10 protein-coding genes and 2 pseudogenes are annotated in these 11,988 nt (G+C 70.9%); 6 read left to right on the top strand and 6 right to left on the bottom strand.

Going from position 1 to position 11,988, the window contains the following annotated elements:
• From AB0M99_RS33895 to AB0M99_RS33885, 3 genes and pseudogenes are all read right to left on the bottom strand, one after another.
• Nucleotides 1-122 (bottom strand): annotated as a pseudogene (locus tag AB0M99_RS33895) (IS701 family transposase); the annotation flags it as partial.
• A gap of 102 nt (nt 123-224) precedes the next feature.
• The gene (locus AB0M99_RS33890) at nt 225-818 is read right to left on the bottom strand and encodes a pyridoxamine 5'-phosphate oxidase family protein (protein WP_365927392.1); all 594 of its coding nucleotides are present in this window, start codon (nt 816-818) and stop codon (nt 225-227) included.
• A gap of 35 nt (nt 819-853) precedes the next feature.
• Nucleotides 854-2,134, bottom strand: a complete 1,281-nt coding sequence (locus AB0M99_RS33885) for a globin domain-containing protein (protein WP_365927390.1) — start codon at nt 2,132-2,134, stop codon at nt 854-856.
• A 943-nt stretch (nt 2,135-3,077) separates the two neighbouring features.
• Here AB0M99_RS33885 and AB0M99_RS33880 point away from each other — a divergent pair.
• From AB0M99_RS33880 to AB0M99_RS33870, 3 genes are all read left to right on the top strand, one after another.
• Nucleotides 3,078-3,743 (top strand): ATP-dependent Clp protease proteolytic subunit, encoded by a 666-nt coding sequence (locus tag AB0M99_RS33880; RefSeq protein WP_365927388.1) that lies wholly within the window; start codon nt 3,078-3,080, stop codon nt 3,741-3,743.
• 159 nt (nt 3,744-3,902) lie between these two features.
• The gene (gene panD, locus AB0M99_RS33875) at nt 3,903-4,322 is read left to right on the top strand and encodes an aspartate 1-decarboxylase (RefSeq protein WP_365927386.1); all 420 of its coding nucleotides are present in this window, start codon (nt 3,903-3,905) and stop codon (nt 4,320-4,322) included.
• Between the two features lie 15 nt (nt 4,323-4,337).
• Nucleotides 4,338-4,691: a GNAT family N-acetyltransferase gene (locus AB0M99_RS33870; RefSeq protein WP_365927384.1), complete on the top strand. Its 354-nt coding sequence runs from the start codon at nt 4,338-4,340 to the stop codon at nt 4,689-4,691.
• A gap of 247 nt (nt 4,692-4,938) precedes the next feature.
• On the opposite strand, the gene gndA is transcribed toward AB0M99_RS33870, so the two are convergent.
• Nucleotides 4,939-6,384 carry an NADP-dependent phosphogluconate dehydrogenase gene (gndA, locus tag AB0M99_RS33865; RefSeq protein WP_365927382.1) on the bottom strand — a complete coding sequence of 482 codons (1,446 nt, stop codon included), beginning with the start codon at nt 6,382-6,384 and terminating at the stop codon, nt 4,939-4,941.
• A gap of 219 nt (nt 6,385-6,603) precedes the next feature.
• On the opposite strand from gndA, the gene AB0M99_RS33860 reads away from it, so the two are divergent.
• On the top strand, nt 6,604-7,869 hold the full coding sequence (locus AB0M99_RS33860; protein ID WP_365927380.1) for a transglycosylase family protein: 1,266 nt from the start codon (nt 6,604-6,606) through the stop codon (nt 7,867-7,869).
• Nucleotides 7,870-7,995: 126 nt separating this feature from the next.
• Here the strand turns inward: AB0M99_RS33860 and AB0M99_RS33855 are convergent.
• Nucleotides 7,996-8,808: pseudogene (locus AB0M99_RS33855) on the bottom strand (DMT family transporter); the annotation flags it as partial.
• A gap of 513 nt (nt 8,809-9,321) precedes the next feature.
• On the opposite strand from AB0M99_RS33855, the gene AB0M99_RS33850 reads away from it, so the two are divergent.
• Complete coding sequence (locus tag AB0M99_RS33850; protein ID WP_365927378.1) at nt 9,322-10,815, top strand: SDR family NAD(P)-dependent oxidoreductase; 1,494 nt, start codon at nt 9,322-9,324, stop codon at nt 10,813-10,815.
• A 60-nt stretch (nt 10,816-10,875) separates the two neighbouring features.
• Here the strand turns inward: AB0M99_RS33850 and AB0M99_RS33845 are convergent, their stop codons facing one another.
• A complete protein-coding gene (locus AB0M99_RS33845; protein WP_365927396.1) occupies nt 10,876-11,403 on the bottom strand; it encodes an HD domain-containing protein in 528 nt (175 codons plus the stop codon).
• A gap of 332 nt (nt 11,404-11,735) precedes the next feature.
• On the opposite strand from AB0M99_RS33845, the gene AB0M99_RS33840 reads away from it, so the two are divergent.
• Complete coding sequence (locus AB0M99_RS33840) at nt 11,736-11,912, top strand: hypothetical protein (protein ID WP_365927398.1); 177 nt, start codon at nt 11,736-11,738, stop codon at nt 11,910-11,912.
• Nucleotides 11,913-11,988: the final 76 nt, after the last annotated feature.

The raw sequence follows: 11,988 nt of genomic DNA, 5'->3' as shown, positions 1-11,988 counted from the left end.
GACAGCGTCCACCCGTTCTTCTTCTCAAGCGGCGCGAGCAACCCGTTCAGGTAGTCCGACGCCCTCTCGCGGGGCTCCGACCTGCCGAAACGGTGAGCGAACCGGGCATGGAACCCAGCCACTCCCTCGGACCACGACTCGACCTGCTCAACCGTCAACGATTCATCGCACAGTCGGAACAACGAACCAATCCAGCACCCGTCACGGCAGATGCGGTTGCAGTACTAGGGGGCTCCGGTGAAGTAGTCCGTGTCCTTCGGGCGCGCTGCGTCGTGGCCAGTGGGCCGGGGGGCCGGCTCCAGGTGGGGAATGTGCTTGGAGCAATGGATGTAGGCCTCTTCGACGCTCAGCTGGACCCACATCTCCGGACTGCGCCCGGGCGTGACTTCGGCGGGCAGGCCGGGATGGAGGGAGCGCAGGCCCGCGTCGGTGTGGAGCCTGGCCGTGCCGTTGACGTGCAGGCCCACGTGGTGGTGGGTGAAGTCAACGAAGAGCATGCCCAGGTGGGGATTCTCCGTCATGTTGCCGGCGCTTGCGAGCACGCCGTTCCCGCGGAATTCGGGGTAGGCGAGGGTGCGGTCGTCGAAGACGCGGACGAATCCCGGCGGGCCGGCGCGGAAGCTGGCGTCACATTCTCCGCGGGAGTCGGCGGTGGCGAGGAACACCATGGCCTGGCGGCTGATGAAGTCCTGCATTTCGGGTGTGAGGCATGGGCGTACCTGTCGGTCGTAGAACCGGGCGGCACGGTCGGCGGTGCCCAGCTGCTGTTGCAGCCGGTGCTCACCTGCTGATCCGAAGGGGTACGGGGGTATCGCCACGGGGAGTCCTCCTGGCAGACGGGTGAGTGCGTGGCTCAGGAAAGGGACAGGACGGGCGTCTCGAACGGGTCGTGATGGATGCGGTCGGGTGGGGTGCCGTTGAGGGTGAGGGTCTGGCTGGCGGAGGCGACCATCTGGGTCGGGCCGCTGAGATAGACGTCGTGGTGGTACCACGGGCCGAATTCGGACAGGACCTCCGGCAGGGACCCCCGCAGTCCGGGGATGTACTCGTGGGAGACCGCGCCCCTGATGGTCAGCCAGTGGTGCCGCTGGGACATCCGGAGCATGTCGTCGACTCCGTAGAGCTCGTCGCCGGTACGCGCACCGAGGAACAGGTCGACCTGGTGGTGCTCACCGCGTCGGGCGACCTCTTCGACGAGTGCGCGGATCGGGGCGAGGCCGGTGCCCCCGGCGACGAAGAGCAGATCGCTGTAGACGGCGGTGTCCAGGACCATGTCGCCCATCGGAGGGCCCAGCCGTATCACGCTGCCCACCACCGCCCGGTCAACCAGCGCCGTGCTGACCGTGCCGTTGGGCACCGCGCGGACGTGGAAGGTGAGTGTGCCGTCCTCCCGGGGCGCGTTGGCCGGGGAGTAGTAGCGCCACTGCTTCGGCCACCAGGGAGTCTCCAGACTCACGTATTGTCCGGCGGCGTACTCGTACGGAGTGTGCGGATGCACGGTGATCTCTGCGATGCCGTGTCCGCGCGCCACGCGGTGGACCACCGTGGCGGGCCACACGGCAGGCCGCAGTGCCTCGTCCTCCTCGGCTGCGCTGATCATGACTTGGGCGACCACGCCGTACGCCTTCGTCCAGACGGCAGCGATCTCCGAGGTCCATGCGGGGCCCGCGTAGCGGGCGAGTGAGGCGAGGAGGCACTCGCCCACGGCGGGGAAGTGCGCACTGAGCGTGCCGAACTTGCGGTGATCGCGGCCGAGGTGCCCGCAGAAGCGGACCAGGCTCTGCGGGTCGTCGACCAGGTCCACGATGCGCAGCAGTGCGCGCAGCAGTCGGCCGCGCTGGGTGTCCATTCCCGGGGGGAACATCGGGCGGACCTCGGGGTAGCGGGCGAAGAGGATCGCGTAGAAGTAGACCGTCATGTCGGAGGCGAGTGGCTCGACCACAGAGACGGAGGCGCGCAGGAGGTCGATCTCGTGGGGCGACAGCGGCGCCTCGACGACCTCCGGCTCCACGGTCTGGGCGGCCGGGGCGGCCGGGGCGGCCGGGGCGGGCGGGGCGGGCGTCGGCTCGGGCCGGTTCCACTCCCGAGACGGGTACGTAAACGTGTTGTTCGAGCGATCTATCCGGAATCTCAAGGAGCCAACGCCCTTCCGCGCTTGCTTTCTCGTCTCAGGAGAGCGGCAACCAGGGTGTTTGCATGGGCGGGCATGGGTCCTCATCGGGCGGCGGCGGTGAAACGGACGAAGCGCTTCCGGACCGTACATGACCGTGTGGGTGACTCAGAAGTAGCAAAGCAAGATGGCCGGAGCATGCTCCTTCTGGCCGGGTGGATATGCCCGGTTGTGATTACTTCGTGGTCAACTGTGGGCTCGGCGGCGCCGGGCCGGGGGCGGTGGCACTGAGCAGCGACGCGAGACCGAAGGCGGCCAGGCCGACGGTGAAGGTCCGGCGGCGGCCGCAGACGTCGGGAACAGCCCGTAGTTGCCGCAGCAGAACACCAACGCCGCAGCCAGCCCCCTGGTGAATCCACGATCCCGGAACAGCGAGGGGGCAATCAGCGGCGCCCTTCCTGTCCGTGCCCACCTGGTCGGCCAGGCCCTCGCGACCGTAGTAGCCGACCGGCGAGGCGCCGTCCGACTCGAAGAACACCGATCTGGTGCCGGAAGGCCCCGGGCGGCATGCCGACCAGCAGCGCCGTCGCCCGCTGGATACGACGCGTCATCAGGTACGCATCGGCTCGGCCAACACCGTGGGCCTCTCTCGTGAGATCCGCGAACGCGGCTGCCGCGGCGTCGCGCTTTGGCAGATTGCGCCCGGGGCGTAATAGCGGATGGCTCCGGTGCAGGCCTTCCGGCCCCGGAACCATCGGGAGACCGCTGGTTGGAGAGGTGCCGTACCGGCCCTGAAGGGCAAGGAAACGTATGGGGCCGCAGGGTTGGTGGCGTCGTGATCCGCTGAGCCCAGAGCGAAACATCTTCCCTGCCCGCCGCTTCCCCGCGTATCCATTATTTGGGTGGCGTGACGTTGTTGGGGTGCTCCAAATGAGCGACTTCGTTAAAATCGCGGAAGGAAAAGGAAATGGCCGAAACGCAGCCGCGGGAGTCGAGTGGATACATCGACGCTTTAGGGCCGTCCGCGCGATATGTCGTTCCGCGATTCACGGAGCGGACCTCGCAGGGAATTCGTGAATGCGACCCCTACGCGAAGCTGTTCGAGGAGCGGATAATCTTTCTCGGCTCCGAGATTGACGATGTGTCGGCGAACGACATCATGGCTCAGCTCATCTGCCTCGAGTCCATGGACCCGGACCGCGACATCTCCGTCTACATCAACTCGCCCGGTGGTTCGTTCACGGCTCTGACCGCCATCTACGACACCATGCAGTACGTGAAGCCGGACGTCCAGACGGTCTGCATGGGACAGGCGGCGTCCGCTGCGGCCGTGTTGCTCGCCGCAGGTACGCCGGGCAAGCGCATGGCGCTGCCGCACTCGCGGGTCCTGATCCATCAGCCTTCCGGCGGCACTGGCCGGGGGCAGCTGTCCGACCTGGAGATCGTCGCCAACGAGATCATCCGGATGCGCTCTCAGCTGGTGGGGATGCTCGCCCGGCACTCCCACAAGAACGAGGAGGAGGTCAGTGAGGACATCGAGCGCGACAAGATCCTCACCGCCCCAGAGGCCCTGGCCTACGGTCTGATCGACCAGATCCTCAGCACGCGCGACGCGGCGATGTCTGCGGGCTAGCTTGATCACGAGGCAGATGCACGGCCGCACGGTGCCGGCCTGCTCGACTGCTCCCGCCGCTTGGGCCTGCTGACCGAACATACGAATCGTTGTAGGCTCCGGAGACCGCCCTTGACCTGCGGGCAGCAGGCAGGGAGCAGACATATCGGGAGTATTCGCATGCTTCGTACCATGTTCAAGTCCAAGATCCACCGGGCCACGGTCACCCAGGCCGACCTGCACTACGTGGGGTCCGTGACCGTCGACGCAGATCTGCTCGACGCGGCCGACCTGTTGCCCGGGGAACTGGTGCACATCGTGGACATCACCAACGGTGCGCGGCTGGAGACCTACATCATCGAAGGCGAGCGCGGGTCCGGGGTCATCGGGATCAACGGGGCCGCCGCCCATCTCGTGCACCCCGGGGACCTCGTCATCCTCATCAGCTACGCGCAGGTCGAGGACGCCGAGGCCCGGGCGCTGAAGCCCCGCGTCGTGCACGTCGACGCGGACAACCGGATCATCGAGCTCGGCGCGGACCCCTCCGCGCCCGTGCCGGGAACGGACCAGGAGCGCAGCCCCCACGCGGTGGCTGTCTGACGGGAGCGGGGGACCATGCCGCAGAGCACGTCGATCGGGTTCCAGGACGACCGCAAGGCCGGGTGGCTGCTGGCCGTCGAGGACGGGGCGCCGGTCGGCTTCATCGCCTACTTCGTGCTCTCCGGGCCGCCCCACGCCCTGGTCGCGGTGCACACCGTCGTCGAGCCGGGGCACGAGGGCCGCGGGATCGCCGGGGATCTGGTGCGGACCTTCTACGGGATCGCCGCCGCCGAAGGGGTGCCCGTGGTCCCGCTCTGCCCGTACGCCGCGAGCTGGGTCGCCAAACACCCCGACCAGGCGCCCGAGGCGCCGGCGCCGGTCGTGGAGGCGGCCAAGGCGCAGCTGGCCTCGGACTCCGACCTGTGGTGACGGGGCGCGAGCGCTGATATTGCGGGAAAATCGCCCTATGGTGCGAAAACTCGAAGAGACGCAGCCGCCGCCCCCCGAACCCGATCCGACCCCGCCCCCCAACCCCAACCCCAACCCGTTCCCGGACCCGGATCCCATCCCGCGCCCGGTGCCCCCCGAGCCCGTCCCCTTCCCGGAGCCCGACCCGGTGCCACCGCCGCCCGGGCCCGCGCCGCTGCCGCAGCCCGGGCCCTGGAGCTGAGCGGGATCAGTCCGTACGGACCTCGGAGCGGTCGCCGCCCCACAGGGTGTGGAACGAGCCCTCGCGGTCGGTGCGCCGGTAGGTGTGCGCCCCGAAGAAGTCCCGCTGGCCCTGGGTGAGGGCCGCCGGGAGCCGCTCGGCGCGCAGCGCGTCGTAGTACGCCAGCGAGGCCGCGAAGGCCGGTACCGGGATGCCCTGGCTCACCGCCGCCACCAGCACCGCACGCCAGTCGTCCTGGGCCGCGCCGATCTCCCGGGCGAAGCCCGCGTCCGCCAGCAGGCTCGGCAGGCCGGGCCGGGCATCGTAGGCGGCGCGGATCCGGTCCAGGAACGCGGCCCGGATGATGCAGCCGCCGCGCCACAGGGAGGCCACCGCGCCGGGGTCCACGCCCCAGCCGTACTCCGCGCTGCCGGCCTGGATCTGATGGAAGCCCTGGGTGTACGAGACGATCTTCGAGGCGTACAGGGCCTGCTCCACCCGGGCGGCGAAGGCGTCCGCCGCCTCCGGCGACAGCGGCGCCGCCGAGGGCCCCGCGAGCCCGCGGGCAGCCGTACGCAGCTCGCCGTGGCCCGAAACCGCTCGGGCGAAGACCGCCTCGGCGATGCCCGAGACCGGCACCCCCAGGTCGAGGGCGATCTGCACCGTCCAGCGGCCGGTGCCCTTCTGCTCGGCGGCATCGGCCACGACGTCCACGTACGGGCGGCCGGTCGCGGCGTCCGCGTGCGCGAGGACCTCCGCCGTGATCTCGATCAGGTACGAGTCCAGCCGCCCGCGGTTCCAGGACCGGAACGTTTCCGCGATCCTCGCGGGGGAGTAGCCGGCGACCTCGCGCAGCAGGTGGTACGCCTCGGCGATGAGCTGCATGTCGGCGTACTCGATGCCGTTGTGCACCATCTTGACGAAGTGCCCGGCGCCGTCGGGACCCACGTGCGAGGTGCACGGCGTGCCGTCGGCGGCCTTCGCCGCGATCTTCTCCAGCAGCGGGCCGAGGGAGGCGTACGACTCCGCCGAGCCGCCGGGCATGATGCTCGGCCCGAGCAGTGCGCCCTCCTCGCCGCCGGAGATGCCCACGCCGACGAAGTGGAGCCCCAGCTCGCGCAGTTCCCGCTCCCGCCTGCGGGTGTCCTCGAAGTGCGCGTTGCCGCCGTCGATGACGACGTCGCCCGGCTCCAGCAGCGGGGCGAACTCGCGGATCACCGCATCGGTCGGTTCGCCCGCCTTCACCATGACGATCAGGCGGCGCGGGCGCTCCAGCGCGTCGACGAACTCCTTCGCGGAGCCGGCCGCGACGAAGCCTCCCTCGTGCCCGAACTCCTCCACCAGAGCCGCGGTCCTGGCCGCCGTGCGGTTGTGCACGGCGACGGTGAAACCGTTGCGGGCGAAGTTCCGGGCGAGGTTGCTGCCCATCACCGCGAGTCCCGTGACTCCGATCTGGGCGCTGCTGCTGGTCATCGTCGGTCTCCTGAGTGCGTCGGCGTGCGTCGGCGTGCGGAGGGGAAAGGGGTGGGGCACCGCGGGAGCACCGACGATACGGCGACACCGGAACGGACCGGCCGCCCGTCACTCGCGGTCACTTCAACTCCCGCTTGAGTGCGCCCTGTTGCGCCCCTTGTCATGCCCTGATCGCAGCGTTAAGTTGTGCGGTTCCTGATGTCTTCAATGGGGGCTCCCATGGGTGTACGGGGCCGGCACCGCCGGTATCAGCCGAGCAGCATCAACCGGGCATCGCTCGCCGTCACCGCCGGCGGCGCGGGCATAGCGCTCCCCCTCATAGGCGCCGACGCCGCCCACGCCGCGTCCGTGGACACCTGGAACAAGGTCGCCACCTGCGAGTCCACCAACAACTGGCACATCAACACCGGCAACGGCTATTACGGCGGGCTCCAGTTCAGCCAGAGCACCTGGCGCGCCTTCGGCGGCACCGCGTACGCCGCCCGCGCCGACCTGGCCACCAAGGACCAGCAGATCGCGGTCGCGGAGAAGGTCCTCAAGGGGCAGGGCCCGCAGGCCTGGCCGGCCTGCGGGAAGCGGGCCGGGCTCAGCCGCAGCGGCCCGACCCCCGCCGTGAGCCCCCAGGCCCAGTCCCGGCCGCAGGCCCAGATCCAGAGCCAGGCTCAGGTCCAGTCCCAGCGGCAGTCCCAGGTGCCGCCCCCGCCCCAGCAGCCGGCCGTACCCCGCCCGACCGGCACCTCGGTACTGCCGAGCCCGTACGTCGTCGCGCCGGGGGACTCGCTGTCGGCGATCGCCACCGAGCAGCACGTCGAGGGCGGCTGGCAGGCGCTGTACGAGACCAACCGGGCCACCGTGGGCGGCAACCCGAACCTGATCTTCCCCGGGCAGCGGCTCACCCTGCGCATCACCGCCGCACCGCCCGCCCGGAACCCGGAGAAGCCGCCGCGCACGGCCGAGCCCGTCAAGCCGGTGGAACCGGCCGCCGGGAAACCGGACGGGAAGCCCGCGGAAAAGCCGGTCGAGAAGCCGGTCGAGAAACCGGCCCCCCAGCCCGCCTCAGTGAAAGAGCAGCCGGCCGCGGGCGGCTTCTTCGCCCCCGTCGACGCCGGCCTCGGCACCGCGTACCGCGTCTCGGGTTCCTCCTGGTCCAGCGGCTACCACACGGGCATCGACTTCCCGGTGGCGACCGGAACCGCCGTCAGGTCCGTCGGCTCCGGCCAGGTCGTCTCCGCCGGCTGGGCCGGTGCGTACGGATACCAGGTCGTGATCCGGCACGGCGACGGCCGGTACTCCCAGTACGCGCACCTTTCGGCGCTCGGGGTCAAGGCCGGTCAGCAGGTCTCCGGCGGGCAGCGGATCGGCCGCTCCGGCTCGACCGGCAACACGACGGGACCGCACCTGCACTTCGAAATGCGCACGGGGGCCGGCTACGGCACCGACATCGACCCGCTGAAGTACCTCCGCGGACACGGGGTCGACATCTGACCCGAGGCGTACGAGGGGCGCGGACCCGGACCCCGGCCCGGACGGGCCCGCGTAGGCGAGCACGGGCTCGGCGGGAGCGGCCTCGGCGGGAGCGGTCTCTGAGCCGCGCACGTGCTGCGGCACGACCGTGAGCAGGATCAGCCCGGCCGCCGCCAGCCCCGCGCTCGCCAGCGCGGCGGCGGTGCCGGCCGCCCCGTAGCGGAAGCCCTCGTCGAAGAGCGAGATCCCGACGGCGGCCGCGATCACCGGGTTGACCACCGTCACGGTGGCCAGCGGCGCGGTCAGCCCGGCACCCCGGTACGCGGCCTGGGAGAGCAGCAGCCCGACGGCCGCGAGGGCGGCGATGGCCGCCAGGTCCGGCCACAGGGAGGTCAGGGCGTCGAGGCTGAAGCCCTCGGCCACCGACTTCGTGAACACCGAGGCCATTCCGAAGGCCGTTCCGGCGGCCGCGGCCAGCAGCACGCTGTGCAGCACCGCCCGGTGCATCCGGTGCGCGGCCAGGAACAGCACGGCCACGGCGGCGCCGGTCGCGGTCAGCAGCATGGTCTGCTCACTGCCGACCAGCGTCTGCTCCTCCCGCCCGCCGCCGCCCGTCAGGGCGAGCAGCCCCGCCAGTCCCACGGTGGCCAGTACGGCCCCGCGCCAGGCGGCCGCGCCGGCCCGGCGGCGTACGAACACGGCCGCCATCGGCAGCGCGAAGACGATCGTGAGCGCCCCGAGCGGCTGCACCAGACTCAGCGGCCCGTACGCGAGCGCCAGCACGTGGAGCAGCGCGCCGAGGCCGTTCAGCGTGATGGCGGCGTACCAGCCGCATCGGCGCACGGGGGCGTACGGCCGGCCCGTCGTACTGGACGCGACCCGTTCCTGGACGATCGCTCCACCCGCGTATGCCACGGCGGACACCAAGCAGAGGAGGACCGAAAGCACTAGGGCACTCATGAAATCCACAATGCCCCACCCGGGCGGGCTATTCCTCCCCCTGGAGGACGTCCTTAGTCATGCTCAAGGCATACTCCAGAAGCAGTACATGAGGGCAGAACGTGGTGCTTTCAGCCACCTCGGGCACAGGAATTCCACCCTCCGCTGCCGGGGTCCCAGCACGGCCCCGGTACGCCCCCGGTGCACCCGTCGCATTCACGCCGACCGGGCACCGCGCCCGGCCCCGGGGAAGGGGTGTGCCGCGCCGCACGCCTCCACCGGGATTCGAGTCCGGGCGGACCCCGGCGGCATCGCGGCCGGACCCCCGCGCGAACCGATCCCGAACGGACCGCGAACCAGTCCCGAACGAGCGCGGAGCGTGCTGAACACACCCATTACGTGACAGCCCGCTCGCGGTGCGTGAGGCGGCCGCCCATGAGTTTGGTTCCGGGCGCGGGGGATCCGTACAGTTTCCCTTTTGGGGCCTTCCGCAGCAGGCGGATGCGGACGAGCGAGCAAGGAACGGCAGCGGCCATGACGGTGACCGAAGACAACCACGTGACCGGGGAAGGCCACGGCTACGGGCCGGGCATCGACCCCGACCGCCTGGCCCTGTGCCTCAGCGTCCTCGACGAGCTGGACAAGCTCGACGTCGACCACCCGGACGCCATCACCGTACGCCGTGCCACCGCCGGTCTGTACCGCACGGTCAAGCAGCGCCGCCGCCAAGAGCGCCGCGCCGCCAAGACCGCCAACGACAAGGCCGTCACCGAGGCGACCGCGACCGGCTCCGCCGAGCGCATCGACGACGAGACCGAGGGCATCCTGCCCTCCTCGGTCACGGAGGCCGGCCGGATCGCCGGAATACTCCAGCGCCCGCGCTCCTGCTACGTCTGCAAGACGCGGTACGTCGAGGTCGACTACTTCTACCACCAGCTCTGCCCGGAGTGCGCCGTCGAGAACCGGACCCGGCGGGAGGCCAGTGCCGACCTCACCGGCAAGCGCGCGCTGCTCACCGGCGGCCGGGCCAAGATCGGCATGTACATCGCGCTGCGGCTGCTGCGCGACGGCGCGCACACCACGATCACCACCCGCTTCCCCAAGGACGCCGTCCGCCGCTTCAAGGCGATGGACGACTCGGCGGACTGGATGCACCGCCTGGAGGTCGTCGGCATCGACCTGCGCGACCCGGCCCAGGCCGTGGCGCTCGCCGACCAGGTGACCGAGGCCGGTCCGCTCGACATCCTGATCAACAACGCGACGCAGACCGTGCGCCGCCTGCCCACCGCCTACGCGGCGCTGGTCGAGGCGGAGGCCGCCCCGCTGCCCGCCGGTGAGCTCCCGGCCCACCACGTCATCGGCGCCTTCAACTCCGGCGCGGTCGACGGCCTGGCCGCGCTGCCCCTCGGCGTGAGCGGGCTCGAAGCGCAGAAGGTCGCCGACCTCGCCCTGGTCGCCGGCAACGCCAGCCTGGAGCGGCACCTCGCCGGCACCGCCATCGACGCGGGCGGCCTGCTGCCCGACGTCGTCGAGAGCAACACCTGGGTGCAGACCATCGACCAGATCTCCCCCGTGGAGCTGCTCGAAACCCAGCTGTGCAACTACACCTCGCCGTTCATCCTGATCAGCGCGCTCCGGCCGGCCATGGCCGAGGCCGCCCGCAGGGCGTCCAGCGGGCGTGCGTACGTCGTCAACGTCTCGGCGATGGAGGGCGTCTTCAGCCGCGGCTACAAGGGCGCGGGCCACCCGAACACCAATGCCGCCAAGGCCGCGATGAACATGGTGACGCGGACCAGCGGCCAGGAGATGTTCCAGACCGACCGCATCCTGATGACCTCGGTCGACACCGGCTGGATCACCGACGAGCGCCCGCACTTCGACAAGATCCGCCTCGCCGAGGAGGGCTTCCACGCCCCCCTCGACCTGGTGGACGGCGCGGCCCGGGTCTACGACCCGATCGTCCGCGGCGAGCACGGCGAGGACCTGTACGGCGTCTTCCTGAAGGACTACGCCCCCGCCAACTGGTAACCGGCGGGGCGCGGTCGGAGCGGCCCGGGCCCTCGCCCCGGCACCGGGGTCACGAGGGGCTCACGCCGTACGGTCGTACGCCCCCGCCGCCACCAGCTCCAGCACCGGACGCCAGTCCTCCAGCACGCCCGCGTCCAGGCCGACCACCTTCCCCGCGTCGTCGGCCTGGCGCAGGAGCACCGCGGCCTCCCCGTCGGGATCGGCCGCGAAGGCGCGCACCTCGGCCGCGCCCATGACCCCGCCCTGCGCGCGCAGCGTCAGCGCGCTCTGCGGCGACAGCGCCCGCTCCGGCTCCACGGCGGCCAGATAGCGCTTGGCCGGTACGTGCAGCCGCACCAGCCGGGCCACCCGCTCGCCCAGCAGCGGACGGATCGCTTCCGCCGCGTGGTCGGCATGCCCCGCGTCGTCCCCGGGGAACAGCAGGTGGCCCAGGTCGTGGACCAGGCCCGCGACCTGCAACTCCTTGTCGAAGGGGTGCGAGCGGCGCAGCAGCGCCGCCGTCTGGAGCCCGTGGTCGTGCAGATCGACCGGATCCCCGCTGCGGTCGGGCGTGTCCCACGCCCCGCGGCAGGCGAGCAGCAGGTCCATCAGCTCCTCGACGGTCCCGATCACCCGCGGCACCCCGGACTCCGACACCCTTCGCTCCCTCCGTCGCCCCCACGTCCGGGCCCGAGCAGACCATCGTCCGTCGACACTCCGGCGTACGACTGCCTGAATTCGGGGCGAAAACGAGTAGGCGGGGCGGATTTTGCCTTTCCATCGAGCGGGGGTCCGCTCATATGTGTACTCTGGGGGACACGGACGGCCCCACCAAGGCCACCCTCCGTATCGAGAACCATGGCGCCACCGCGTCCGGAAAACCTTTAATCCTGCCCCGGGAGCGGTCCGCCCCCGGGTTACGCGACACAAAGGAGTGCGCGGTGACACCAGAACTGACGACGACCGACCAGGCGTTGATGGAGCGATCGGGTCCGCGGAGCAGCAGCCGCCCGGACCAGCTCGGCAACCTGGAGGTCTGGGCCCGGTCCGCACCGATCCGGCTCGCCGGTTACGAGGACGACCTCGCGGAGCCGCACATCCTGCCCGGCATCGACTGACCGTCGAGCCGTAGGCCGACACGACCCGGTCACGCCGAGCCCCCGCGCCGACACAGGCGCCGGGGGCTCGGGCGTT

It is taken from the genome of Streptomyces sp. NPDC051183 (assembly GCF_040682455.1).
In the GTDB taxonomy this organism is placed as follows: domain Bacteria; phylum Actinomycetota; class Actinomycetes; order Streptomycetales; family Streptomycetaceae; genus Streptomyces.
This window is presented reverse-complemented; position numbering and strand designations above follow the sequence as displayed.

What these genes read in the sequence shown, in the direction of transcription:
- AB0M99_RS33850 (WP_365927378.1), top strand. Translation starts at nt 9,322, where the DNA reads ATGACGGTGACCGAAGACAACCACGTGACCGGGGAAGGCCACGGCTAC.
- AB0M99_RS33860 (WP_365927380.1), top strand. Translation starts at nt 6,604, where the DNA reads ATGGGTGTACGGGGCCGGCACCGCCGGTATCAGCCGAGCAGCATCAAC.
- AB0M99_RS33880 (WP_365927388.1), top strand. Translation starts at nt 3,078, where the DNA reads ATGGCCGAAACGCAGCCGCGGGAGTCGAGTGGATACATCGACGCTTTA.
- panD (WP_365927386.1), top strand. Translation starts at nt 3,903, where the DNA reads ATGCTTCGTACCATGTTCAAGTCCAAGATCCACCGGGCCACGGTCACC.
- AB0M99_RS33845 (WP_365927396.1), bottom strand. Translation starts at nt 11,403, where the DNA reads ATGGACCTGCTGCTCGCCTGCCGCGGGGCGTGGGACACGCCCGACCGC.
- gndA (WP_365927382.1), bottom strand. Translation starts at nt 6,384, where the DNA reads ATGACCAGCAGCAGCGCCCAGATCGGAGTCACGGGACTCGCGGTGATG.
- AB0M99_RS33870 (WP_365927384.1), top strand. Translation starts at nt 4,338, where the DNA reads ATGCCGCAGAGCACGTCGATCGGGTTCCAGGACGACCGCAAGGCCGGG.